A 24451-nucleotide genomic window follows, 5' to 3' on the forward strand; every position below is an offset into this window, starting at 1 on the left:
CACCCGCACCGCCCCCGGCACCCCCGACCCCACAGCAGGCAAGAAAGCGAAGATGTGACTTCGGCGGAATCCACCGCCAGGCGCGAACCGGAGGATTCCAGAACACCGACCGCCCCCGGCGGAGTGGACGAGAGGCTGCTGGCGCGGCTCAAGGTCCTCGCGGTGTGTCTGCTCCTGGGAGCACTGGCGGCGAGCATCGACCCCGGCAGGATCGTCAGCGACACCAAGATCGACCTGACGGTCAACCCCCTGGGGTTCATGGAGCGAGCCCTGCACCTCTGGGACGCCTCGTACTTCGGGCAGATCCAGAACCAGGCCTACGGGTACTTCTTCCCCAACGGCCCCTTCCACCTGCTGTTCGATGTGCTCGGCATGCCCGAGTGGCTCATCCAGCGCCTGTGGATGGCGGTGCTGCTCATCGCCGCGTTCGTGGGGGTGTACAAGGTCGCCGAGGCCCTGGGGCTGGGCACCGTCAACACCCGCATCATCGCCGGTGTGGCCTACGCGCTCGCCCCGCGCGTGCTCACCCTGCTGTCGTACAACTCGGCCGAGCTCCAGCCCATGCTGCTCATGCCGTGGATCCTGCTGCCGCTCGTCCTGGGCGCCAGGCACGGGTACCCGCCCGCGCGCATGGCGCTGCTGTCCGGCCTGGCGTTCCTCATGTGCGGCGGCACCAACGCCGCCTCCGAGCTGGCGGTCCTGGTCGTCCCCGGCCTGTACCTGCTCACCAGGGCCGGCGGCCCGCGCAAGTGGCGGCTGATCCTGTGGTGGTCGGGCGCACTCGTGCTCGCGTCGTTCTGGTACGTCGTCCCGCTGCTCATCATGTCGCGGTACGTGTACTCGTTCATGCCCTACACGGAGGACGCCGCCGTCACCACGGGGATCGCCTCCCTGTTCAACTCCCTGCGCGGTACCTCCAACTGGATGGGCTTCCTGCCCGACATGGGCAACACCGCCCTGCCCTCGGGCGCGGAACTCTCCCTGACCCCGTGGCTGGTCGCGGTGACGGCGCTGGTCGCCGGGCTGGGACTGGCCGGGCTCATCAACCGCCGCACCCCCGAACGCCTCTTCCTCATCAGCTGCCTGCTGGCAGGCACCGTGATCGTCGTCGCGGGCCACACCGGGGCCCTCACCGGCCCCTTCGCGCCGCTCATGCGGGATCTGTTCGACGGTGCCCTGGCGCCCTTCCGCAACGTCCACAAGTTCGACGCGCTCATCCGACTGCCGATCGTCCTCGGCCTCGCTCACCTGCCCGTCGTGGTCGCCAGGGACTGGGCCGACCGCCGCGACCGCGATCCCGGAGCGGTGGCCGGGGTCCGCCGGACCGTGGCCGGAGCGAGCGCGGCGGTCTTCCTGGTCACGCTCACGCCCATCGCGACCGTCGGCATCGCCCCCAGGGGCGGGTTCGAGGAGATCCCGGACCACTGGTACGAGGCCGTGGAGTGGCTGGAGGACCAGGGTGAGGACCGGGGCATGACCATGGCGCTGCCGGGGTCGGCGCGCGGCGAGTACGAGTGGGGTCGCCCCCTCGACGAACCCATGCAGCCGCTGCTCTCCGGTGCCTGGACCAACCACCAGATCATCCCGTGGGGCTCCTCGGGTGTCTCGCGGATCAACCACGAGATCGACCAGCGGGTCTCCTCCGGGCGCGGCTCCGAAGGGCTGGCGGACACCCTGGCACGGATGGGCGTCACCCACCTGATCGTCCGCAACGACCTCCAACGGGTGGGCAACAACGGCGGCTGGCCCGCCCGCGTCCACCAGTCGCTCAGGAACTCCCCGGGGGTCGCCGAGGCCGCCGAGTTCGGCCCGGTGATCGGCTCGGTCGACCACTCGTCCGCGTCCCAGTGGTTCGACCAGCCCTACCCCTCACTCACGATCTACGAGGTGGAGGGGGCCGCGCCCACGGTCGGCACCGTGCCGTCGGGCGACGCGCTGCGGGTGACCGGCGGCCCGGAATCGGTCCTCCACCTGGCCGAGCAGGGCATGGTCAACGACGACCGCCCGATCCTGCTCGGCGACGACCCCGGCGCCGACGCGGTCGCCGCGCAGGACACGATCGTCACCGACACCGTCCGCCGCCGCGAGGTCGTCTACTCCGACGTGCGCCGCAACGTCTCGGCCACCATGACCGAGGACCAGGAGCTGGAGCGCGACGTCCCCGCCCCCGACATCATGGACCCCGCCTGGGAGGAGTACGTCTCCCACGCCGAGGACCTGGGTGTGGCGGGGGTGACCGCGTCCAGCTCCGAGGCCGGTGTGGAGTCCCGGGCCAGCGACCGCGACCCCGGGCACGCCCCCCACGCGGCCCTGGACTCCGACCTCGGCACCGCCTGGCGGTCCAGCGCCTTCGCGGGCGCCCTCGGCCAGTGGATCGAGGTCGAGTTCGAGGAGCCCCGCGACCTCGGCGGGCTGAGCGTGGCCTTCGAGCAGCTCTCCGGCGAACCGCCGCCCTCGCGGGTCACCCTCATCACCGACGAGGGCAGGACCGAGGCGGCCGTGGCCGCCACCGACGAACCCCAGGAGCTGGCGGCGCCGCCCGGGCTCACCACCACGCTCCGGGTGCGGATCGACGAACTGGCCTGGGAACCGGAGTACCGCTTCGGCACCCGGGTGGGGATCTCCATGATCTCCCTGCCCGGCCTGGAGCCCACCCGCACGCTGAGGGTCCCCGGTCCCACCGACGCCGGGACCCTCCTCTTCACCGGGTCGACCGGCACCGCCCCCGGCTGCATGGAGGGGTCGCACGTGTGGGTGTGCAACCCCCGGCTGGAGGTGAGCGGTGAGGACGCCAGCGGACTCGACCGCACCTTCGACCTCTCGGCCGGAGCTGCCGCCGGGCCGCACGCCATCTCCGGGGAGGTGGTCCTCACCGACCCCCGCGAGGCGGAGAACGCCGCGAACCGGGCCGGTGGGTACCCGCTGGTGACCGGTTCCTCCACCGCCGTCAGCCACCCCGCAGCCATGGGCCGGGGCGCGCTCGACGACGACGAGACCACCGTCTGGTATCCGGACCCCGAGGAGAGGGAACCCTGGCTCGACATCGAGCTGGGGGAGCGGACCGCGATCGACCACATGAGGGTCGAGTTCCCCCGGGCCGACAGCGTGATGCGGCCGATCCGCGTCACCGTCGAGGGCGGCGGGACCGTCCGGGAGGGGTGGCTGGACGGCAGCGGCAGGGTCGACTTCGCCGAACTGACCGCCTCCTCCGTGCGGGTGACCTTCGAACGCCCCGAGGGTCAGGCCCTGGAGATCGGCGGCGTCGAGCTTCCGGACGTGCCCGCCGTGGACCCGCTCCCCGAGGGGGACGCCTCCACCACCTGTGGCCTGGGCCCGACCCTGCGCGTCAACGGCGAGCGTGTGGAGACCCGGATCAGCGACGGGACCCTCGCCGACCAGCTCACCGGCCGCCCGCTGCGGTACGAGACCTGCACCGACCTGGACCTGACCGAGGGCGAGAACCGGATCGTGGTCGACCCGGGCAACCGCTACCAGGTGCGTTCGGCCGTGGTGGAGACCAGCGACGGCGCGGCCGGTGGAACCCCCGGGGTCGACATGGCGGCGGTCGACGCGGTGCACACCTGGGGGCCCGGTGAGCGCCGCTTCGACGTGGACGTCGACGAGGACAGCTTCCTGGTGGTCAACGAGAACTTCAACGAGGGCTGGGAGGCCCGGGTCGACGGCGGCGACGGGCCGCTGGAACCGGTCCGGCTCGAGGGTTGGAAGCAGGCCTGGGTGCTGCCCGAGGGCAGCGCGGGCACGGTCACCCTCACCTACGCCCCGGACGCCGTCTACCACCGCGTGCTGGTGGCGGGCGGCGCCCTGGCCGCGCTGCTCGTGGTTCTGGCCCTGTGGCCGCGCCGCTGGCTGCCGGGCGGCAGGCGGTCGACGGCCGCCCAAGGCCCGCATGGTTCGCGCGCCCTGCCCGGCGTGGGGCCCGGCTGGCTGCCCCGACGAGTGGTGCTGCCGTTGGGCCTGGCCTACGGGGTCTGGATCGCGGGCTGGGCCGGTGCGGCCGTGGTCGGGCTGATCCTGCTGACCCTGTGGTGGCTGGCCCGACGGGCCCCGAAACGCCTGCGCCACGCCAAACCCGGCAGGCCGTCCCTGGGAGGTCGGGCACTGCCGTACCTCGCGGGGCCCTGGGTGGTCACGGTGTCCCTGGCCCTGGCCGGACTGGCCATGGCCTCGGGGACGCACCTGGTGGTGAACATGCCCTTCCACGACATCACCGAGACCCTGGGCACGGCGCTGCGCGGCTGGGTTCCGCAGGCGCTGTGCCTGCCCGCGATGGCCCGGCTCGTCCTGGCCCTGGGCCAGCGAGGGGACGGGTACGGGCCACCCTTTGCCGATGCCCCCGGGGCTCCGGCCGAGGGCTCCACGGAGACCTCCGGAGGCGGGGACCGGCGGACCGGACCGCCCGAGAACGGGACGGAACCGGAACGGGTGACCGACCGGCTGCCCGAGGCCGGTCACGACGTCGAGGAGGTGCGCGGGTGACGGCCCCCATGAGAACCGGCGCGGAACCGCCCCGGAGCCTGCCCCGGGGCACCCTCCTGGTGGCGGCGGGGACGTTCCTGCTGACCCTCTCCCTGTTGCTGCCGCTGTACGTGCACGACCGCGTCGCCCTGCTCCCGGCCGACGCCACCCTCGGCCTGCGCATGGTCGACGCCGACGCCAGCTACCTGGACACCGCCACCTGGAGCCTGGTTGAGGGCGCCGACCTCGAACGGGACACCCGGGTGGTGGCCTCCGGGCACGGCGCCGACTGGTCGGCGTGGGAGATGACGGTGGACACCTCCTCGTCGGAGCGGGTGCTCGACCACTGGAGCCGCAGGGTCATCGTGGACCGCAGGACCGGTCGGGCGGTCAACTGCTGCGGTGAGCACGTCAACGGCGACCGCGCGGTGCGCCAGGCCGGGCTGGTCCTGTACTGGCCGCCCGGGGCGGCCGAGGGGAACCACTCCTTCTACGACGCCGAGGTGCGCTCGGCCCCCTCGGTCGAGTTCGAGGACGACGACGCGGTCGCCGGGGTGGCCGTGCGCCGCTACACCCAGACCGTGGACGCCACCCAGGTCCCCGACTCCGCGCGGGAGGTACCCGCCGCCCTGTTCGATCCCGACGCCGACGGCACCGTCAGCGCGAACCGCTGGCTCACGGCCGAGCGGACCTTCTGGGTCGAGCCGGTCACCGGCATCGTCGTGAACCTGGAGGAGCGCAGGCACGAGACCTTGCGGCCGCAGAACGGCTCGGGTGAGGTGGACCTGCTCGACACGGAACTGACCCTGTCCGACGGACAGGTCTCCGGCTACGCCGAACAGGCCCGGGTGCGTTCGCTGCTGCTGCGTGGACTCGACCGCTGGGCGCCCTGGACCCTGGCCCCGATCGGTGCCGTCGCCGTCCTGGTCGGTCTCCTCGGCGCCTGGCGGTCCCGGACCCCGGCCGCCGAGACGGAGACCGAAGCGGCGACCGGAACCGAGGAGCGCTCGCCGGAGGACGCGAAAACCGGGTGACGATCCGGGGGAGCGGAGGGCAGGATCGGTCCGAACCGATCCCCCGGAGGCGCCGTGCCCGACGATCCCCCGAACCCCGCCGCCCCGGCGGCGCGCCGCCTCCGCGCGGCGGCGCTGCTCACCGCCATCCTGCTGTCGTCGATGGGGGACGAGGTGGTGCTGGTCGCGGCCGTGTTCCAGCTCGCCGAGACCGGGAACTCCCTGTGGGTCACCGCTCTGCTGACCGCCCAGATCGGTCCGCTCGTCCTGCTCGCGCCGCTCGCCGGGGCGGTACTGGACCGCTTCGACACCGGCCGTGTCCTGGTCCTGGCCTGCGTGGGGCAGGGCCTGGCCATCCTGCCCGCCGTCTGGTTCCCCCACCCCGGTGTCCTGGTGCTGTGTGTCCTCACGGTCAGCTCCCTGGCGGCCCTCGTCAATCCCGCGATCCTCACCCTTCTGCCCGGCGCCGCCGGGGACCTCTCCCCGGTGCACGCCAACTCGCTGTTCGAGGGGGCCCGGGCCTCGGCCACCGTGCTCGGCCCTCTGGTGGGAGGGGTGCTGGTGGGCCTCTTCGGGATCGTCCCGGCCCTGCTCACGGACTCGGCGAGCTTCTTCGTGGCGGCCGGGACCTTCCTGCTCCTGGGCGTGCGGCGCCCCGCGGCCAGTACCACCGGCACCCTGTGGTCGGGCGCGTTGGACGGTGCCCGCCACGTCCTCCGGGCCCGGCTGTTCCGCGTGCTGATGCCGGTCCTGCTCCTCGCGGTGGTGGCCACGTCCACCACCAACGTGGCCATGGTGTTCGTGACACGGGAGGTGATGGGACACGGGGCCGAGGTCTTCGGGGCGCTCACGGCGGGCTGGGGCGCGGGCCTGCTGTCGGGTGCGTTGGCCGTGTCGGTGCTGCGCCCGGCCCCGACCGGGCGCGGGGTGGCGCTCGCCGCCGCCCTCGTGGGTGCGGCGCTGGCACTGTGGGCCTGGTTCCCGGTGCTGTGGGTGGCGGCAGTGTGCGTGGTGCTGGCCGGTGCGGGCAACTCCGTGTTCAACATCCTGCTCAGGTCGGTGGTCCACCGGCACACACCGGAGTCCCTCCTGGGGCGGGCCCACGCGCTCATGGGCGCGGTGGTCAACGGAGGTTTCGTCGTGGGATTCCTGATCGCCGGATGGTTCGCCGCTGACCACCCCCGGGAACTGCTGGCCGCCGCCGGGTCGGTGGCCCTCCTCGCCGGGCTGGTCGGGGCACTGGTCGTCCGGCTCTCCGGCGCGGACACCGGGACCGCAGGGACGGACGGGACGGACGGTGATCCCGGGGTCCCGGAAGGGCGGATCGCATAGGATTCCACCCATGTGCGGTCGCTATGCCCAGTCCAGGAACGTGCACCAGCTCCAGCTGGCCTTCGCCCTCCCCGAGGAGGCCCAGGACGGCACGGGGGACCCGCGCGCCTGGCCGCCGCTGGAGGAGCTCGACCCGGACTACAACATCGCGCCGGGCAGCCCGGTGTACGCCGTGCTCGGCCCGCCGCCCCAGGGGGGCACCTCCGGTGAACCGGGGCCGCGCTCCCTGCACACGATGCGCTGGGGCCTCGTTCCCGGCGGCGCCAGGGACCGCAACGTCGGCTACCGCATGATCAACGCGCGCGGCGAGACGGTCGCGGACAGGCCCGCCTTCCGCACCGCCTACCGGCACCGCCGGTGCCTCCTCCCGGCCGACGCCTACTACGAGTGGCAGCTGCTCAACAAGGACGGCACCACCGAGGCCAGCACCTCTCCCGCCACCGACCCACAGCACAAGAGGCGCAAGGCCAAGGCCGCCAAGAAGCCCTTCTCCGTGCACTATTCCGGAGACGAACCGCTCGCCCTGGCCGGGATCTTCGAGCGCTGGCGCGACCCCGAGGTCGACGACCCGAGCGACCCCGACGCCTGGTTGTGGACCTGTGCGGTCATCACCACCGAGGCCGCCCCCGAACTCGCCCACATCCACGAACGCATGCCCGTCGTGGTGCCGCGCGAGGACTGGTCCGTCTGGCTCGACCCCGCCACCGGCGCCGAGGAGCTGGCCCACGTGCTGGACGACTCCCCGGTGGACCGGTTCTCGGTGGACGAGGTCTCCACCGAGGTCAACAGCGTCAAGAACAACGGTCCCCACCTGCTGGAACCGGCCGAGGACTCCGGCCGCGGCGAACCGGAGACACTTTTCTGACCCCGGTGAGGCTGGACAGGGCCGGGGACGGCCTGTGTATGGTGTGCGAGGCCACGGGGGAGTGCTTCCCCGGGCCCTGGACACCGTGATCGAGGTGTCCCGGCACGTTTGACGTGCGCACATGTGAATACGCAACGCGGGAGCTCGCGCCATGGCGGGCTGAGAGGGCGACTCAAGGGTGTCGCCGACCGCAGAACCTGTTCGGGTAATTCCGACGTAGGGAGGCATGCCATGACGGCTATCGACGGTCGTGACGTTTCCACCGCCGACGAGCACCGGGTGACCACAGGTCCCATCATGGGATCTCGCAAGGTCCACGACGAGATCACCACCCCTGAGGGCACCACCCTCCGCGTCCCGCGCCGCCGGGTGGATCTCAGCAACGGCAGCCACTTCGATCTGTACGACACCTCCGGCCCCTACACCGACGACAACGCACGCATCGACGTCCACCAGGGGCTCCCGCGCACCCGCGAGACGTGGGCACTGGACCCCGTCGACGGGGCGACCACCCAGCTGGCCCACGCCAGGGCCGGAACCATCACCCCCGAGATGCGCTTCGTGGCCGCTCGGGAGGGCGCCGACCCCGAGTTCGTCCGCGCCGAGGTCGCCATCGGCCGCGCGGTCATCCCGGTCAACCGCAACCACCCCGAGTCCGAACCCACCATCATCGGCAAGAACTTCCTTGTGAAGATCAACGCCAACATCGGCAACTCCGCCGTCACCTCCTCGGTGCCCGAGGAGGTCGAGAAGATGGTGTGGGCCACACGTTGGGGCGCCGACACCGTGATGGACCTGTCCACCGGCAAGCGCATCCACGAGACCCGCGAACGCATCGTCCGCAACTCACCGGTGCCCATCGGCACCGTCCCGATCTACCAGGCACTGGAGAAGGTCAACGGCGACCCCACGAAGCTGAGCTGGGAGATCTACCGGGAGACCATCATCGAGCAGGCCGAACAGGGCGTGGACTACATGACCGTCCACGCGGGCGTCCTGCTCCGGTACGTGCCGCTGGCCGCCCGCCGCGTCACCGGCATCGTCTCGCGCGGCGGCTCCATCATGGCCGCGTGGTGCCTGGCCCACCACAGGGAGAGCTTCCTCTACACCCACTACGAGGAGCTGTGCGAGATCCTGCGCCGCTACGACGTCACGTTCTCCCTGGGCGACGGCCTGCGCCCCGGCTCCATCGCCGACGCCAACGACGAGGCCCAGTTCGCCGAGCTGCGCACCCTGGGCGAGCTCACCCACATCGCCCGATCGCACGACGTGCAGGTGATGATCGAGGGCCCCGGCCACGTGCCGATGGACAAGATCAGGGAGAACGTGCGCCTGGAGGAGGAGCTGTGTGGTGAGGCGCCATTCTACACGCTCGGCCCCCTGGCCACGGACGTCGCCCCCGGCTACGACCACATCACCTCCGCGATCGGAGCCGCGCAGATCGGCTGGCACGGCACCGCGATGCTCTGCTACGTGACCCCCAAGGAGCACCTCGGGCTGCCCAACCGCGACGACGTCAAGACCGGCGTCATCACCTACAAGCTCGCCGCCCACGCCGCCGACGTCGCCAAGGGACACCCGGGCGCCCAGGAGTGGGACGACGAACTGTCCAGGGCGCGCTTCGAGTTCCGGTGGCAGGACCAGTTCCACCTGTCCCTGGACCCGGAGACCGCGCAGGCCTTCCACGACGAGACCCTGCCCGCCGAACCGGCCAAGACCGCGCACTTCTGTTCGATGTGCGGGCCCAAGTTCTGCTCGATGAAGATCTCCCAGGACGTGCGCAGGTACGCCGAGGAGAACGGCCTGGACACCGTCGAGGCGATCGAGAAGGGCATGGCCGACAAGTCCGCCGAGTTCGCCGACGGCGGCAACCGCGTCTACCTGCCGCTCGCCGACTAGGGAGCGCCCGTCCCGGGCCCGTCACACCGCAGGGTGTGGCGGGCCCGCCGGCCATCGCCCAGAGTCACAGCAGCACCGGTGGCACCGGCGGTACCACCAGCTTCACACCCACCAGAAGCAACTGGAGCGGCGCCGGGCCCGGCTACTCGGGCTTGTGGGCGCTGGCGACCAGGTGGACGCCGACGTAGTCGTCGGAATCGGCCGCGTGCAGTTCCATCTCGACCAGCCGCGCCATGGACCTGGGATCGCGGGCCAGCATCATCTCGACCGTGGACGCCGACAACACCGTGCGCGGCTTGATCCACTCCAGTTCGAGCCCGGCCTCGGTGACCATCTCCGTGACCTGCTCGGCGGTGAAGCAGCGGGTGATCGAACCGTCCGGCCAGGGCACCAGGAGCACGTCGGCGCTGGGCGCGTGGCTCAGCTCCGGCCAGGCGTCCTGTTCGGCCAGCAGCGCCATGCCCAGGACCACGGAGTCCACGCAGACCAGCACCCGGCCGCCAGGACGCAGCACCCGGGCCACCTCGGACATCGACGACTCGGTGGCCAGGTGCCGGGAGAACACCCGGTTGTCGGCGATCACCCCGTCGAACGACTCGGGGGTGAAGGCGCGCAGGAAGGCGGAGTCGCCCACCACGTGCCGCAGACGACCGCGCGGTGTGGGGCGCGGCACCACGGCCCGGCCGTTCACCAGGGTGAGCGGCCGACGCATGGCCATGTCAACCGAGGGCAGCAGCGTGACGACGTCGTGGCCAGCGGCGACGGCGCGTGGAGTCCCCTGGAAGTCGGGGCTGGACAGGTCGAGCAGCCGGGAGGGCCGCTCGGGGAGCCACCGGCTGATCTGTGCCTCCGCGACCGCCCAGTAGAAGCGCCAGTAGTCCGAGAGCCGGTCCGTGGTGGCGAACTGGGCGGCGGGCGATCGGGGGCGGTCGGAGGCCGGAGTCGAGGACGGTCGCACGTGCACTCCTCTCCATCCTTCAGTGTGTCCTACCCGCACTCTGCCATGCCTCACCTTCACCGACGCGGGCAAACGACAAAGTTCGGGGCGAGGGGACCCGGCCACCGCCCGCAGGGGCGGAATCAGCCAGACGAGGACGTTGTTGTGACCAGCACCGCCCGGGGAGTGGTCCCGGAGGGGGTTCCCGAGGCGGGGACCCGCCAGAACACGGGAGCAGGAAAGGGGAGGGGTTCGAGCATGCCGACCGCTGGTGCGTGCCTTGAGCGCGAGGAAACGGCGTTGGCGCCACGCGGCGTCGATGCGCAGGTCGGGGGTGTGGGAACGTATCGTTGGGATACGGACACCCCACCAGGGGCCAGCGCGAGGAGGCCGAAGGGCTTGGACCAGAGCCAGGAGACAGCCGGGGAACGGGACGAGCGGTTCGAGAGGGACGTGCTTCCCTTCCTCGACCAGCTCTACTCGGCGGCACTGCGCATGACACGCAACCCCTCGGACGCCGAGGACCTGGTACAGGAGACCTTCGCCAAGGCGTTCGGTTCCTTCCACCAGTTCAAGGAGGGGACCAACCTCAAGGCGTGGCTGTACCGCATCCTCACGAACACCTTCATCAACTCCTACCGCAAGAAGCAGCGGGAGCCGAAGCAGGCCGGGACCGAGGACGTCGAGGACTGGCAGCTCGCCCAGGCCGCCTCGCACACGGCGGCGGGGCTGAAGTCCGCCGAGGCCGAGGCGCTCGAACACCTCCCCGACAGCGACGTCAAGCGCGCCCTCCAGGAGCTTCCGGAGGACTTCCGGATCGCGGTCTACCTCGCGGATGTCGAGGGGTTCGCGTACAAGGAGGTCGCCGAGATCATGGGCACCCCCATCGGGACGGTCATGTCCCGGCTGCACAGGGGGCGGCGCCAGCTGCGTTCCCACCTTGAGGAGTACGCGGTGGACCGTGGTTTCCTCCCCGCGACCAGAGCCGCGGAGGCCTCGGCCGTCGCGTCGGGGTCGGCTGCGGGGGGTCGAGGACAGGTGAGCGGGTCGGATCGGGGAGATCGGCAATGAGCGGCGGCCACGACAAGTCGGAGACGGACACCCCGTGCAGCGAGGTGCTCGAGAAGCTCTACACCTACCTTGACGGTGAGCTCGAGGAGAGCGACTGCCCAGAGGTCAGGGCGCACCTGGACGGGTGCAGCCCCTGCCTTGACGAGTACGGCCTGGAAGAGGCCGTGAAGAAGCTCGTCGCCAAGCACTGCGGTTGCGATCCGGTCCCGCTGGACCTGCGGGACAAGGTCCTCGGTCGGCTGGCGGAGGCCCGCAAGGAGCAGCTGGCCCGCGAGGCCAGGGCTGACTTCCCCGGGACCCCCGCCTGACAGCGGCCTGAGCCGTCGACGGCCGGGGGCCGTCCGGGGCGCGGTGGCGAAAGCTGGCATTCCAGCTTTCGCCACTTTTGTGTATTCAGGGGTGCTTGTTGGTTTCTGGTGCACTTTGGGTCATTTGTGTGCTTTTGTAAAAAGAGTGCGACGGATCCCGTTGGGTCCGGGGGTTTTGGTCACTCGGGTGTCGGGTGGGTGGTTCTCGGGGGGTTCGACACGCCCGATGACGCGAATCGGTTTTCGGTCGTGACCGAGTCGGAATGAATTTCCTTGAACTTGTGAGAGTCCGTTTCGAATGCTCACGATGGGTAGTCATGCCTGATGGCGTCCGCTGGCCTGGCTGGCAGGATCCCCCGGGGAATCGGCGGTCCCCGGTGTCGCGCCTGTGGTCTATTGTCACTCTGTGTAGTCATCTGGAATGACTAATTGAATTAGTAATTCCACGCTCCGGAACTTCTCACCCCCGGGGATGTCGAGTGTGCCTCCGGTTCGGGTTGGGGGTAATCAGGATGGTGTCGTGGCCCGTTAAACTGGAGGCCTTATCCAACGAATAAGGTAATTTGCGCGGCGTGCCCAGGGGATGAGGGGGCCGCCGCCACGGGGAGAAGGGGGACGACTGATGTTCGTCACCATGTTCGGTTCGATGATGTCCGCCGTTTTGATGGCTTCCACTTTTACCGGATGGTCTTGGTGGTAGAACAGAACCGGTGAAACCATGACAGTCCGGTCGTCGTCGGTGGGGGGTGAACGGGGGTGCGGGCTCTTCCTTGGGGCGCGCGTGTCTACGTCGGGATCATCGTTGTCAGTGCTGTCGCCATCATGCTCGTCGGTCCCTACACGGGGATCGACCTGGGGACCCTGGTACTCATCGCGGTCCTCTTCGTCGTCGCGGAGTCGATAAGCACACACGTCGTCGTCGACGTCAAGGAAGCCGGAATCTCGCCGAGCTCGGCCGTGGCCCTGGCCGCCGTCGTGCTGGTGGGACCGGTCGGCGCGGCCGTGGTCGGGTTCGCCTCCTGCCTGGCCGTCCGCAGACAGGGCCTGGTCAAGCGGGCCTTCAACGGGGCGCAGTTCGCGCTGGCGGCCCACGTGGCCGGACACGTCTACCTCCTGCTCGGCGGCACGGTGGGGGTGCCGGGACAGTCCGACTTCCCCGGCATCGTCCTGCCGTACGTCGCCGCGGTCCTGACGCACACGCTGCTCAACTCGGTGCTCATCGGCGTCCTCATGTGGTGCCTGGGCGTCACCCGGCCCCCCGGTGCGGGGCCGATGCGCTGGCGTCCGCTGGCCGCCCTGGAGGTCGCCTCCGTGGGCTACCAGATGCTGGGCCTGGCGATCGCGGCCATCTGGGGCGCGGTGGGGATCATCGCCCCGCTGCTCGTCCTGCTGCCGCTGTTCATCGCGCGGTGGGTCTTCGGGCAGCAGACCGCCGAGGCGCGGGCGCACGAGGCCACCCTGGCCACGCTGTGCCAGGCCGTGGAGACGAAGGACTACTACACCCGGGGCCACTGCATGCGGGTGGCCCAGGGCTCGGCGATGATCGCGGCCGAACTGGGTATGCCCGCCGAGCGGGTGCAGAAGATCCGGTACGCGGGGATGCTGCACGACATCGGCAAGCTCGGGGTGCCCACCAAGGTGCTCCAGAAGAACGGCAAGCTCACCGACGACGAGTACGCGGCGATCAAGCTGCACCCCACGCGCGGGTACGAGATCGTCCGCGAGATCAGCTTCCTGGACGAGGCGCTCGCGGGCATCCGGCACCACCACGAGCGTCTGGACGGGCGCGGCTACCCCATGGGGCTGGTGGGGATGGAGATCCCCGAGTCCGCCCGGATCATCAGCGTGGCCGATGTCTTCGACTGCCTCACCTCGACGCGCTCCTACCGCAAGGCCTGGTCCGTCGAGGACGCCATCGTCGAGCTCCGGCGCTGCGCGGGCAGCCAGTTCGATCCCCGCATGGTGGAGGCCCTCGTCCGGGCCGTCACCCGTGAGGGTTGGGAGACCCCGGACATCGCGGAACCGCCGGGTGGTTGCTACGGCGCCTCCGTCGAGTCCGGGGCCGGGGACACGGGCGCGACGGTGCCGGCCGCACCGCGGCGCGACGGCACGGCACCGGTGGCCGAGTCCACGTCGGCGGCCGCGGTTACGGGGGGCCAGGACCGGTGATGACGCAGAAGCAGTCGGAGGGGCCGCTCCCCGGGCCCTACCCCTGTGGCCCCGAGGGCGGGGCGCTGAGCCACCAGCGGTCCTGGGGGCCCGCCTGGCGCACCGCGAGACCCTTCCGGGCGGTCCTGGTGGGCGGGGTGGGCGCCGCCTCGCTGGCCGCCCTGGTGTGGACCGCGGCGGCCGGGTTCCACCAGCCCTACGTGGCCCTGGCCTTCTGCCTGGTCATCGCGGGCGGCGAGCTGGCCAGGATCACGCTCCCGGGACACCGGGAGTCCGCGCCGATCGCCCTGGCAGGGGCGATCGCCTACGCGTTCCTGCTCAGCCTGGGCGGTGAGGCCAGCCACCACACCGCCTGGCAGGTGGTGGCGGTGGTCGCCTTGGGCGTGGCCCTGGGCGAACTCCCGCACGTGGCGGTGGGCCGCGGCCCACGGCTGGAGGACGTCGCGCGCAGGGTGCTCACCGCGTCGCTGCTCGCCGTCGCCTTCCGCCCCCTGGTGGAGGCCCTGGCCCTGACCGGGCCCTCGGTCGTGGTCGCCCTGATGATGACCGTCCTGGTTGCCCTGGCGTGGTCGCTGGACGTCGCGGTCTCCGCCGTGCTGCGTGCCGAGCGGCTGCGCACCCGCCTGGTCGTGGCCATGCGCGACGAGGCCCGGGCACAGGTCGCCACCGGCGGCGCGATCGCCTCCAGCGGAGTGCTGATCGCCCTGGCCTGCACGGTGACCGGCCTGGTGGGTCTGCTGGTCTTCCTCGCCCCGCTGTTGGTCTCCCAGGTGGCCTTCCGCAGGCACGCCGAGGTGCGCCGCACCTACCTGGAGACGGTGCGGGCGCTGTCCCGCGTCACCGAGGTGGGCGGATACGTGGAGAACGGCCACTCGCGGCGTGTCAGCCAGCTCTCCCACGGCATTGCCTGCGAACTGGGCCTGGCCGAGGCGGAGCTGCTGGAACTGGAGTACGCGGCGCTCATGCACGACATCGGCCAGCTCTCCCTGCGCGAACCCATCGCGGGCGGCGCCACCCTGCTGTCCTCACCGAGGGAACAACGGCGGATCGCCGAGCTGGGTTCGGCCATCATCCGGGAGACCGGGGTGCTGGACAACGTCGCGGAGATGGTCCGACGCCAGTGCGAGCCGCTGGCCGGGGACGGCGACGAGGGGGTGCCCCCGCTGGGCAGCCGCATCATCAAGGTCGCCAACGCCTTCGACGACCTGGTCGGTGAGAACGGTGACGCCGAACGCCGGGCCGCCGTGGTCGAACGCCTGCGTATGGACACCGGCAGCGAGTACGACCCGCGCGTGGTCGACGCCCTCTCCAACGTGCTCGCGCGCGGCTGACCCGGTCACCCGGGAAAGGGAGAGACCGCCCCGGAGTCCGTCACCCGGGCAGGGCGGTGCGTCGACGACGTCCGAGCACCGGGGAACGTTTGCCCACGGCCCCTCCCCATGTGCGGGCGCAGGCCCCGGACCGGCGCCGGGAACGGTACCGCCGCCAACCGGTGCGGGGGCGTGACGGTGGCGGGGACGTCGGCGAGGGGCACCGCGAACGGCCGCGGAAGCGCGGACGCCACGAGCGGGTCCGAGGGCCCCGCACCCGGGCGGAGGGGGTCTCCGGCCCGGGGCGGGAAAAATCCGGTGGGAGGACGGACACGGGGGAGCGCGACGGGGTCCGCGCCGCGCGCCTGCCTGGATCAGTCCCGGGGCGGGCGCAGGCGGGTGACGAACTTGTAGCGGTCGCCGCGGTAGAGCGAGCGGACCCACTCCACCGGGTGCCCGTCGCCGTCGAAGCTGTGCTGGCAGTGCAGGACCAGGGGCAGCCCCACGTCCACACCGAGCAGGCGGGCCTCGTTGGGAGTGGCGAGGACGGTCTCGATGGAGGCCTCCGCCTCCGCGAGGGAGACGTCGTAGGCGCTCGCCAGAGCCTCGTAGAGCGACGCGTAGCGGTCCAGCTGCCTCCGGAGTCCGGGGAAGCGCCGCGCGGCCAGGTGGGCCGTCTCGACGGCCATGGGCTCACCGTTGGCCAGCCGTAGCCGTTCGATGCGCAGCACGCGGCCGCCGGAGCGGATCGCGAGGAGCTCCGCGAGCTGGTCGTCCGCGTTGATGTAGCTCACGTCCAGGATGCGGGTGGCCGGGTGCAGGCCGTGCGCCCGCATCTCCTGCGTGTAGCTGGTCAGCTGGAGGATCTGCGCGACCTTCGGCTTGGCCACGAACGTGCCCTTGCCCTGGATGCGCAGGAGCCGGCCCTCGACCACCATCTCGGTCAGGGCCTGGCGCACCGTGGTGCGCGAGGTGCCGAACTGGGTGGCCAGTGATCGCTCGGGCGGGACCGGGTTCCCCGCCGGCATCGCCTCGATCAGCTCCAGCAACTGCTTCTTGACCTGGTAGTACTTCGGCACTCTGGGGTTGCCGTCCAGGGTGTGCTGACCAGTCATCAGTCTCCTCCGCCGCGTTCCGCGCCCCGCCCGGACGTGGTCGGTGCGGCCGCCTTCCGGCCGTCGATTGGTGTGGACCACTGGTCGAGTGCGTGTCTCTTGAGTATGCACGGCTTCATGGGATGATTTGTGAGTGCCTCACCTCAGCGACCTCATTCGCCGTCACACGTCACTCAAGCAGGCGGACCTGGAGTGGATCCACTCTCTGGCCTCCGACTGGCAGCTTCTGGCCGACCTCTCCTTCGCGGACCTCGTGCTGTGGGTGCGCCTGCGCGAGGACGACGGGTGGATAGCCATCGCGCAGATGCGGCCCACGACCGGCCCGACCGCCTTCCAGGACGACCTGGTTGAGGCGGTGCTCCGGGACGACATGACCGATGTCACGTCCCGGTCCGCCCCCAGGGTGGTCGGCCGCCGGGCCCTGATAGACCGCGCCTGGAGCGAGGGACGGATCTGCCGCGACGGCGACCCCGACTGGTCCGGCGGGGTCCCGGTGCGCGAGGAGACCATTCCGGTCCGCCGTGAGGGCAACCTCATCGCGGTCATCCAGCGCAGCACCAACCTGAGTTCGGCGCGAACCCCCAGCCGCCTGGAGCTCACCTACCTCCAGAGCGCGGGCGACCTCGCCCAGATGATCGCCGAGGGCGCCTTCCCGTTCAGCGACCAGGGTCCGCTCATGGTCCGCTCCCCGAGGGTCGGTGACGGGCTGCTGCGCCTGGACCAGAACGGCGAGGTGGTCTACGCGAGCCCCAACGCCCTCTCGGCGTACCGGCGCCTGGGCCTGGCGGCCGACCTCGTGGGTGCGCGCCTGGACCGCACCACGCTGGAGCTGGCCGCGCAGGGGGAGGCCCGCGACGAGAACCTCACCTACACCGCGAGCGGGCGCGCGCCCCAGGAGGCCGAGGTCGAGGCGCGCGGGATCACCGTGCAGCTGCGGGCAATACCGCTGGTGATCGACGGGGTGCGGATCGGCGCGCTGGTGATGGTCCGCGACGTCACCGAACTGCGGCGGCGCGAGCGCGAGCTGATGACCAAGGACGCCACCATCCGGGAGATCCACCACCGGGTGAAGAACAACCTCCAGACGGTGGCGGCGCTGCTGCGGCTCCAGTCACGGCGTCTGGACATCCCCGAGGCGCGGGCCGCCCTGGACGAGGCGGTCGGCCGGGTGGGGTCCATCGCGATCGTGCACGAGATGCTCTCGCACACGCCGGACGAGGTGGTCGACTTCGATGACATCGCCGATCGCGTCATGCAGATGGCGGCGGAGGTGTCCTCGACGGGTCAGGCCGTGGTGCCCAGGCGCGACGGCCACTTCGGGCTGCTGAACGCGCTGGTGGCGACCCCGTTGTCGATGGTGCTGGCCGAACTGGTGCAGAACGCGGTGGAGCACGGTCTGGGCCAGGGGCCGGGACTGATCGAGGTGCGTGTGCGCCGGTTCGACACCGGGCCGGGCCATCCGGGGCCGAGCAGCCTGGAACTGGCCGTCTCCGACGACGGCGGCGGTCTTCCGGCGGACTTCGACCTGGAGGGGACCACGAGTCTGGGGTTGCAGATCGTGCGAACCCTGATCGTGGGTGAGCTCGGCGGGACCCTGGCGATCAAGCCGAAGGATTCCGGCGGTACCGAGGTGGCGATCAGCCTGCCACTGGAGCACGAGGAGCGGGAGGTTCCCTGAGGGAGCCCGAGGGGGCCGGGGGAACCGCTCCCGGTCGGGGGCCGCACGGACGTGTGCGATCCCCCGCCGCGCCAACGGGGGTCGTCGGTCGGTCGGGGCCGGTGGTCAGCTACGGACCATCGGGCGCAGCGTGGTGCCACGGCGCTTGATGCGACGGCGTTCCTCTTCGGAGGTGCCGCCCCAGACGCCGCCGTCCTGGCCGCTCTCCAGCGCCCACTTCAGACACGCCGAGCTGACCGGGCAGCGCTGACACACCGCCTTGGCCTCCTCGATCTGGTTCAGTGCGGGGCCGTAGTCGCCGATGGGGAAGAAGAGTTCGGGGTCTTCGTCACGGCAGGCTGCGTCATGGCGCCAGTCCATGCGGTCCACTCCTCACAGTGAGGCGATCATTTGTGAAGCTTTTCACGATCGGAATGTGCAAGGGCGCCCGGCGGAGGGGGTCCACCGGCGGTGTCGTCAAGGCCGAGGTAAGTGAGGTTTCACCCCACGGCCACGTGGGAAGCGCCCAAATTAACTCGCCCGTAACTCGCGGCGATATCCTGAGCGTGCCAGGAACGCGGGGGGCATGCAAGAGTCCCCGAGGCCAAAGGTCCTGTTCGGCGTGTCGGGTGCGTCACAGTCATCGGGAATGGCTGCTTTCGACGTTATTAACAGATGATTCGTAATGCCTTCGGTACCGAGTGGAAGTTGACCTCTTCGCGCTCGCCCAGGTATTCACCGTCGATTTGGAAGGCCCGGGGATGGGACGACGAGATGCGTAGTGACACCTGGTCGTGCCAGGTCACGTAGCCGTCTCCGCGTGCGGGAAGGCCCTTGGGGAAGAACATTTGGGAAAGAACCCAGCCAGTCAGCGCGTGCGAGGACTGCGTCAGCGCGAATGCGTCCAGACCCAGTTCGAAACGTGAGGCCGGGGTGGGCTGAAGTGGCAGCGCTCCCGCGTAGGTCCACGGAGTGGTGTTCGTGACCAGCGCGAAATAGACGTCCTCCAGTGACGTTCCGTCGCTGGACACGCTGAGTGACGGATCGCGGATATCGCCCCGGAAGAACAGCTTTACCGCGGTCTCCGCGTACAGCGCGGGGGTGGCCTTCCGGCCGTTGCCGCGTTCCTGCTCCACCTGCTGCACCACATCGGCGTCCCACCCGAAACCGGCGCAGAAAGTGAAGTAACGGTCGTCCTGGTCGCCGGTGATCCGGCCCAGTCCGATCTCCCGCTCACGCCCCGCCCGAATGGCCTCCAGGACGGCGCCGGTCGCCTCGACGGGGTCGCCGGGGACCCCGAGCGAGCGGATGAAGACGTTCGCGCTCCCGCCCGGGATGACGGCGTACCGGGGGCGGGGCAGGTCCTCGGGCGTGGTGAGGAGCCCGTTGACGACCTCGTTCACGGTGCCGTCACCGCCCAGGCTCAACACGAGTTCGTACCCGTCCGCGGCCGCGCCCCGCGCCAGCTCGCGAGCGTGGTCACGATGAGCGGTCTCGACGGGGGTCACGTCCAGCTCGGAGGCCAGGGCGCCCAGGATCACCTCGCGCGTGCGGGAGGTGGTCGTGGTCGCCTGGGGGTTCACGATGAATAGGGCTCGCACCCGGTCAGTCTAGGCGGTGCGTCGTCCGCGACGGGAGCGGAGTCGGGCCTCACCACGGGGGTTCGCCGCGCGTGGGCGCCGGGAGGCCCGCGCGCGGGAGGTGCCTCCGAGTGGGCGGGCCGGAGAGGGGGACACCGGGAGCGCGTATAGGCTCGTCGGGTGTCTTCGCGTCCCTTCACCATCGTCATCGCCGCCGTGCTGGAGGCCCTGATCGGGCTGGTCGCGGCGGTCGCCGGAATCTACAGCCTGTACACCGCGATCACCGGACGGGCCACCGATCCGGTCTCCTCCGCCATCCCGCTCACCGTGATCGGGGTCGGAGTCGGTGTGCTGCTCGTCTTCGTCGCGTACGGGCTCTGGAACCTGCGCGACTGGGCCCGTACCCCGGTGGTGGTCACCCAGCTCTTCATGGCCGTGGTGGCGTACTACATGTACACGGGGGAGCAGTACGTGATCTGCGCGGTCATGCTGGCCGTCGCCGTCGCCGCGGCGGCCGCCGTGCTGGCGCCGCCGACGACCGCGGTGCTGTTCTCCGACACCGAGGGGCGCCGGTAACGGTCACCGCGGCCGTCGGCCGCGCACCGGGTCAGTCGTCCGTGGTCAGAGCCTGCCGCAGCTGGGCCAGGGTGCGCGCCAGCAGACGCGACACGTGCATCTGGGAGATGCCCAGCTCCTGGGCGATCTGGGACTGCGTCATGTTCCCGAAGAAGCGCAGCAGCAGGATGCGCTTCTCGCGGGGCGGGAGCTGCTCCAGGAGCGGTTTGAGCGACTCCCGGTACTCCACGCCCTCCAGGGACTCGTCGACGATCCCCAGGGAGTCGGCCACCGCGGGGGCGTCCTCGTCCCCGCTGTCGGGGGCGTCCAACGACACCGTCGAGTAGGCGTTGGCGGACTCCAGGCCCTCCAGCACCTCCTCCTCGGTCATCTGGAGGTGCGCGGCCAGCTCCGCGACGGTGGGCGAGCGCCCCTCGCGCTGGGACAGGTCGCTGACCGCCTTGGTCAGCGAGAGCTTCAGCTCCTGGAGACGGCGCGGTACCCGCACCGCCCAGCCCTTGTCCCGGAAGTGGCGCTTGATCTCACCGACGATCGTCGGGGTCGCGTACGTGGAGAACTCCACCCCGCGCTCCAGATCGAACCGGTCGATGGACTTGATCAGCCCGATCGTGGCCACCTGCGTGAGGTCGTCCAGCCACTCGCCCCGGTTGCGGAACCTGCGGGCCAGGTACTCCACCAAGGGCAGGTGGAGCTCGACCAGTTCGTCGCGGATCGCCCTGCGCTCGGGCGCGTCCGCGTCGAGGTCGTTAAGGCGCTCGAACAACTCTCTCGCGCGCGCCCGGTCGGGCACCGCGTGCTCGGTCTTCGCTGTCAGAGCGGGCCCCCTTTCGCTCACGCCGGCTCCAGGGCGCCACGGCGTTTGTACAGGACGATGTAGACGCGGTCGTCCGGACCGACCCCCGCGTCGACATCCCCGGCGAGAGCGGAAAGAACGGTCCAGGCGAAGGTGTCACGTGCGGGCAGGCGTCCGTCCGCCGTCATCACCGAGACCGAGATGCGCATCCCGTCGGGGGTGAGTTCGAATTCCGTGGTCAGTTCTGTGCCGGGCAGCGCCTGGGAGAGGAGCATCGCGCAGGCCTCGTCGACCCCGATCCTCAGGTCCTCGATCTCGTCGAGGGTGAAGTCGAGTCGGGCGGCCAGCCCTGCCGTCGCCGTGCGCAGGACAGACAGGTAAGCGCTGTCGGCTGGCATGTTGACGGTGACAGCGTCGCGTACACCGGTGGCGTCGGCCGTGGGCACAGCGGTTTCTTCGGTCACGTCCCTCCTTCGGGGGGCGAGGTTGCCGCTTGAGAGCAATGTATCTCGTTTCACCCTGCCACTGACGCAGGGCGAAGGGATCGTGTCCAGCCCTCGGGGGGTGAACACGAGACGAATGGCCCGTCCGGACCCCCTGCGGGAGCCAGTGCGGTCAGCGCGTCGCCGTTCGGGCGACGGACCGTCAACACATCCGTGGGGGGCCAACCCAGGGTACGCGCCGCGCCGGTGGAGCCCGCCCCCGAGACTCACCGGGGCCGTCGGGCGACCAGCCGCTCCACCATGCCCATCAACAGACGGTCGTGGTGGCCCACCTCGAACCCGACCTCCTCGGCGACGGCGCGGGGCAGTCTGCGCGGGTGCGAGCGCAGGCGTTCGCGCAGCCGGAACGGGAACCGCGTGTACTCGATGTGGTCGACCAGCAGCAGCCGTCCGCCGGGGACCAGGACCCGGTACATCTCGGCCAGGGCTCGCTCCTGGTCGGGGATCGTGCACAGCGCGAGCGCGCACAGGACGGTGTCGAACGACTGGTCGGCGAAGGAGAGCCGTTGGGCGTCGCCCTCCACCAGGTGCACCGGGCGTCCCTGTTCCTCGGCCCGCTCCCGGGCCCGCGCGAGCATGGTGGGGCTCAGGTCCACCCCCGTGAGGAGGACCTGTGGAGGGTAGAGCTCGAGGTTGATCCCCGTACCCACCGCCACTTCGAGGGTGCGTCCCCGCGCGCCGCCGCACAGCAGGCGACGGGTGCGCCGGACACTCGGGGGTTCCACCCGAGACCCGGTGTCGTAACCTCCCGCCCTCTTCTCCCACAGCTCGCGAACCTTCTCCGTACGCGCGTCCATGCCTCTCCCCGGGCAGGTGGATGTCACGTGACGACTCTGGATGCGGGAGCCCCCGGGGTCAAGAGCATCGGGGGTGCTTTCGTGTGAACGAGGAGGGCCCCGCGCTCCGTGGGGAACGCGGGGCCCTCGCGGCTTCGCGGCGGACCGCGCGGCCGGTGTGTCTACAGCACCTTGGAGAGGAAGGCCTGGGTACGCTCGTGCTGCGGGTTGGTCAGCACCTCGGACGGGGTGCCCGACTCCACCACGACCCCGTCGTCCATGAAGACCAGGGAGTCGCCGACCTCGCGGGCGAAGCCCATCTCGTGGGTGACCACGACCATCGTCATACCGCCCCGGGCGAGGTCGCGCATGACGTCCAGCACCTCGCCGACCAACTCCGGGTCCAGCGCGCTGGTGGGCTCGTCGAACAGCATCAGCGACGGCTCCATGGCCAGCGCGCGGGCGATCGCCACGCGCTGCTGCTGGCCGCCGGAGAGCTGTTCGGGGTAGGCGTCCGCCTTGTCCGGGAGGCCGACCCGCTCGAGGAGCTCCCTGGCGCGTTCGGTGGCCTCGGCGCGCGGCACCTTCTTGACCTGTACCGGAGCCTCGATGACATTGCCGAGAACCGTCAGGTGCGGGAACAGGTTGAAGCGCTGGAAGACCATCCCGATGTCGCTGCGCTGGGCGGCGATCTCGGTGTCGCGCAGTTCGTACAGGCGCCCGCGCTTTTGCCGGTACCCCATCAGCTCGCCGTTGACCCACAGGCGGCCGGCGGTGAGCTTCTCCAGGTGGTTGACGCAGCGCAGGAACGTGGACTTGCCCGACCCCGAGGGGCCGACCACGCACATGACCTCGCCGCGCTTGACCTGGAGGTCGATGCCCTTGAGGACCTCCAGGCGCCCGAAGCTCTTGTGGACGTTCTCCGCCACCACGAGGGCGTCGGCGGGCAGTTCGGTGCCCTCCGCGGTCTCCACGACGCCCTCCGGCCCGTGGTCACTGGTCTGGTCTGCCATCAGTGCGCCCCTCCCACGATGCGGTCCCGGACCCCGCGTCCGCTCCGGTTGAACCTGCGTTCGATGAAGTACTGGCCCACCATCAGGACGCTGGTGATGGCCAGGTACCACAGACACGCGGCCACCAGCATCGGGAAGATCTGGTAGCTCCGGGTGCCGATCGCCTGGAGCTGGTAGAAGAGCTCGATGGTCACCGGAACGTAGGCGAGCAACGCCGTGTCCTTCAGCATGGCGATGGTCTCGTTGCCGGTCGGAGGGATCACCACCCGCATGGCCTGCGGCAGGGTGATCCGCCGCATGATCCTGCTCCGGCTCATCCCGAGCGCCTGCGCGGCCTCGGTCTGGCCCTTGTCCACGGACTGGAGGCCGGCGCGGATGATCTCCGCCATGTAGGCGCCCTCGGACAGCGACAGGGCGAGCAGACCCGCCGTGTAGCCCGTCAGGAGGGTGCGCGCGTCGATCTCGAAGAAGCGGGCGTCGCCCTCGAGGCCCAGCCACGGCATCCAGTAGTTGTCGAACGGCAGCCCGATGTGGATGGTCGAGTACAGGATGGCGAGGTTGCCGAAGAGCACCGCCAGCACGAGCCGGGGCACCCCGCGGAAGAACCACGTGTACATCCAGGAGACCGTGACCAGCACGGGGTTACCGGACAGGCGCATCACCGCGAGGATGATGCCCAGGAGGACACCGATGACCATCGACAGCACGGTCGCGCTCAGCGTGACCCACACGCCCCGGAGCACGGGCTCGGAGAACATGTTGTCGAACATGAACGGCCAGTTGAACGCGGGGTTCGTGAACAGCATGTGCACGAACATCGCGGCGAGGACCAGGATGATCCCGGCGGCCACCCACCGTTCGGGGTACCGGACGGGGACGGCGGTGATCGGAGCGGCCGAACGGCCCGGGGTCGGTTCCTTCGACCCCGGGCCGCCCACCGGTTCGCTCGGTGAGGTCACAGTCAGACTTTCGCTTGGTTGACGGGAGTGCGCGGTGCTGTGGGGCGTGTCCGGCGGACACGCCCCGGCTGCGCGTCGGATGCGCCGCTCGCGACGGCA

20 protein-coding genes and 1 riboswitch are annotated in these 24451 nt (G+C 70.6%); of the genes, 11 read left to right on the plus strand and 9 right to left on the minus strand.

All coding sequences use genetic code 11. The annotated features are described in order from the left end of the window. Nucleotides 1-54 precede the first annotated feature (54 nt). The 5 genes from ADX84_RS12650 (at nucleotide 55) to thiC (ending at nucleotide 9585) form a co-directional block, all read left to right on the plus strand. Nucleotides 55-4497 carry an alpha-(1->3)-arabinofuranosyltransferase gene (locus ADX84_RS12650; RefSeq protein ID WP_082206442.1) on the plus strand — a complete coding sequence of 1481 codons (4443 nt, stop codon included), beginning with the start codon at nucleotides 55-57 and terminating at the stop codon, nucleotides 4495-4497. An 8-nt stretch (nucleotides 4498-4505) separates the two neighbouring features. After that, nucleotides 4506-5510 carry a DUF3068 domain-containing protein gene (locus tag ADX84_RS12655; RefSeq protein WP_049572845.1) on the plus strand — a complete coding sequence of 335 codons (1005 nt, stop codon included), beginning with the start codon at nucleotides 4506-4508 and terminating at the stop codon, nucleotides 5508-5510. A gap of 54 nt (nucleotides 5511-5564) precedes the next feature. Continuing rightward, nucleotides 5565-6821: an MFS transporter gene (locus ADX84_RS12660; RefSeq protein ID WP_049572685.1), complete on the plus strand. Its 1257-nt coding sequence runs from the start codon at nucleotides 5565-5567 to the stop codon at nucleotides 6819-6821. A gap of 10 nt (nucleotides 6822-6831) precedes the next feature. Beyond that, on the plus strand, nucleotides 6832-7686 hold the full coding sequence (locus ADX84_RS12665; RefSeq protein WP_049572686.1) for an SOS response-associated peptidase: 855 nt from the start codon (nucleotides 6832-6834) through the stop codon (nucleotides 7684-7686). A 126-nt stretch (nucleotides 7687-7812) separates the two neighbouring features. Continuing rightward, a riboswitch (TPP riboswitch) is annotated at nucleotides 7813-7928 on the plus strand. Then, nucleotides 7918-9585, plus strand: coding sequence for a phosphomethylpyrimidine synthase ThiC (gene thiC / locus ADX84_RS12670; protein ID WP_049572690.1), 1668 nt, complete (start codon nucleotides 7918-7920; stop codon nucleotides 9583-9585). (Overlaps the previous riboswitch by 11 nt.) Before the next feature lie 142 nt (nucleotides 9586-9727). On the opposite strand, the gene ADX84_RS12675 is transcribed toward thiC, so the two are convergent. Next, nucleotides 9728-10549 (minus strand): class I SAM-dependent methyltransferase, encoded by an 822-nt coding sequence (locus ADX84_RS12675; protein WP_049572694.1) that lies wholly within the window; start codon nucleotides 10547-10549, stop codon nucleotides 9728-9730. A gap of 372 nt (nucleotides 10550-10921) precedes the next feature. Between ADX84_RS12675 and ADX84_RS12680 the strand changes: the two genes are divergently transcribed. From ADX84_RS12680 to ADX84_RS12695, 4 genes are all read left to right on the plus strand, one after another. After that, nucleotides 10922-11593 carry a sigma-70 family RNA polymerase sigma factor gene (locus tag ADX84_RS12680; RefSeq protein WP_049572699.1) on the plus strand — a complete coding sequence of 224 codons (672 nt, stop codon included), beginning with the start codon at nucleotides 10922-10924 and terminating at the stop codon, nucleotides 11591-11593. Next, on the plus strand, nucleotides 11590-11901 hold the full coding sequence (gene rsrA, locus ADX84_RS12685) for a mycothiol system anti-sigma-R factor (RefSeq protein WP_049572703.1): 312 nt from the start codon (nucleotides 11590-11592) through the stop codon (nucleotides 11899-11901). The genes ADX84_RS12680 and rsrA overlap by 4 nt, the downstream gene beginning before the upstream one ends. 822 nt (nucleotides 11902-12723) lie before the next feature. Beyond that, nucleotides 12724-14070, plus strand: coding sequence for an HD-GYP domain-containing protein (locus ADX84_RS12690; RefSeq protein WP_199776573.1), 1347 nt, complete (start codon nucleotides 12724-12726; stop codon nucleotides 14068-14070). Further along, nucleotides 14070-15401, plus strand: a complete 1332-nt coding sequence (locus ADX84_RS12695) for an HD domain-containing phosphohydrolase (protein WP_049572711.1) — start codon at nucleotides 14070-14072, stop codon at nucleotides 15399-15401. Before ADX84_RS12690 ends, ADX84_RS12695 begins: the two co-directional genes overlap by 1 nt. A gap of 353 nt (nucleotides 15402-15754) precedes the next feature. Here the strand turns inward: ADX84_RS12695 and ADX84_RS12700 are convergent, their stop codons facing one another. Beyond that, nucleotides 15755-16495, minus strand: coding sequence for a GntR family transcriptional regulator (locus tag ADX84_RS12700; protein ID WP_017542519.1), 741 nt, complete (start codon nucleotides 16493-16495; stop codon nucleotides 15755-15757). A gap of 133 nt (nucleotides 16496-16628) precedes the next feature. Here ADX84_RS12700 and ADX84_RS12705 point away from each other — a divergent pair, with 133 nt between their 5' ends. Then, a complete protein-coding gene (locus tag ADX84_RS12705; protein ID WP_049572715.1) occupies nucleotides 16629-18173 on the plus strand; it encodes a sensor histidine kinase in 1545 nt (514 codons plus the stop codon). Nucleotides 18174-18278: 105 nt separating this feature from the next. Here the strand turns inward: ADX84_RS12705 and ADX84_RS12710 are convergent, their stop codons facing one another. Next, entirely contained in the window at nucleotides 18279-18533 is a 255-nt protein-coding gene (locus tag ADX84_RS12710; RefSeq protein ID WP_017542521.1) for a WhiB family transcriptional regulator, read from the minus strand. Nucleotides 18534-18820: 287 nt separating this feature from the next. Continuing rightward, a complete protein-coding gene (locus ADX84_RS12715) occupies nucleotides 18821-19753 on the minus strand; it encodes a diacylglycerol kinase family protein (protein WP_049572717.1) in 933 nt (310 codons plus the stop codon). A gap of 159 nt (nucleotides 19754-19912) precedes the next feature. On the opposite strand from ADX84_RS12715, the gene ADX84_RS12720 reads away from it, so the two are divergent. Then, nucleotides 19913-20308 carry a hypothetical protein gene (locus ADX84_RS12720; RefSeq protein ID WP_049572719.1) on the plus strand — a complete coding sequence of 132 codons (396 nt, stop codon included), beginning with the start codon at nucleotides 19913-19915 and terminating at the stop codon, nucleotides 20306-20308. A 31-nt stretch (nucleotides 20309-20339) separates the two neighbouring features. Here ADX84_RS12720 and ADX84_RS12725 read toward each other — a convergent pair whose 3' ends face one another. The 5 genes from ADX84_RS12725 to ADX84_RS12745 form a co-directional block, all read right to left on the minus strand. After that, nucleotides 20340-21098, minus strand: coding sequence for an RNA polymerase sigma factor SigF (locus ADX84_RS12725; protein WP_199776574.1), 759 nt, complete (start codon nucleotides 21096-21098; stop codon nucleotides 20340-20342). A gap of 41 nt (nucleotides 21099-21139) precedes the next feature. Continuing rightward, nucleotides 21140-21565, minus strand: a complete 426-nt coding sequence (locus tag ADX84_RS12730) for an anti-sigma factor (protein ID WP_026128903.1) — start codon at nucleotides 21563-21565, stop codon at nucleotides 21140-21142. A gap of 245 nt (nucleotides 21566-21810) precedes the next feature. After that, complete coding sequence (locus ADX84_RS12735; RefSeq protein WP_049572723.1) at nucleotides 21811-22401, minus strand: class I SAM-dependent methyltransferase; 591 nt, start codon at nucleotides 22399-22401, stop codon at nucleotides 21811-21813. 161 nt (nucleotides 22402-22562) lie between these two features. Beyond that, nucleotides 22563-23393 carry an amino acid ABC transporter ATP-binding protein gene (locus ADX84_RS12740; RefSeq protein WP_017542527.1) on the minus strand — a complete coding sequence of 277 codons (831 nt, stop codon included), beginning with the start codon at nucleotides 23391-23393 and terminating at the stop codon, nucleotides 22563-22565. Then, the gene (locus ADX84_RS12745; RefSeq protein WP_017542528.1) at nucleotides 23393-24352 is read right to left on the minus strand and encodes an amino acid ABC transporter permease; all 960 of its coding nucleotides are present in this window, start codon (nucleotides 24350-24352) and stop codon (nucleotides 23393-23395) included. The genes ADX84_RS12740 and ADX84_RS12745 overlap by 1 nt, the downstream gene beginning before the upstream one ends. Nucleotides 24353-24451: the final 99 nt, after the last annotated feature.

It is taken from the genome of Nocardiopsis sp. SBT366 (assembly GCF_001083815.1).
In the GTDB taxonomy this organism is placed as follows: domain Bacteria; phylum Actinomycetota; class Actinomycetes; order Streptosporangiales; family Streptosporangiaceae; genus Nocardiopsis; species Nocardiopsis prasina.

What these genes read in the sequence shown, in the direction of transcription:
- ADX84_RS12655 (WP_049572845.1), top strand. Translation starts at nt 4,506, where the DNA reads ATGAGAACCGGCGCGGAACCGCCCCGGAGCCTGCCCCGGGGCACCCTC.
- ADX84_RS12665 (WP_049572686.1), top strand. Translation starts at nt 6,832, where the DNA reads ATGTGCGGTCGCTATGCCCAGTCCAGGAACGTGCACCAGCTCCAGCTG.
- thiC (WP_049572690.1), top strand. Translation starts at nt 7,918, where the DNA reads ATGACGGCTATCGACGGTCGTGACGTTTCCACCGCCGACGAGCACCGG.
- rsrA (WP_049572703.1), top strand. Translation starts at nt 11,590, where the DNA reads ATGAGCGGCGGCCACGACAAGTCGGAGACGGACACCCCGTGCAGCGAG.
- ADX84_RS12690 (WP_199776573.1), top strand. Translation starts at nt 12,724, where the DNA reads ATGCTCGTCGGTCCCTACACGGGGATCGACCTGGGGACCCTGGTACTC.
- ADX84_RS12695 (WP_049572711.1), top strand. Translation starts at nt 14,070, where the DNA reads ATGACGCAGAAGCAGTCGGAGGGGCCGCTCCCCGGGCCCTACCCCTGT.
- ADX84_RS12700 (WP_017542519.1), bottom strand. Translation starts at nt 16,495, where the DNA reads ATGACTGGTCAGCACACCCTGGACGGCAACCCCAGAGTGCCGAAGTAC.
- ADX84_RS12710 (WP_017542521.1), bottom strand. Translation starts at nt 18,533, where the DNA reads ATGGACTGGCGCCATGACGCAGCCTGCCGTGACGAAGACCCCGAACTC.
- ADX84_RS12735 (WP_049572723.1), bottom strand. Translation starts at nt 22,401, where the DNA reads ATGGACGCGCGTACGGAGAAGGTTCGCGAGCTGTGGGAGAAGAGGGCG.
- ADX84_RS12740 (WP_017542527.1), bottom strand. Translation starts at nt 23,393, where the DNA reads ATGGCAGACCAGACCAGTGACCACGGGCCGGAGGGCGTCGTGGAGACC.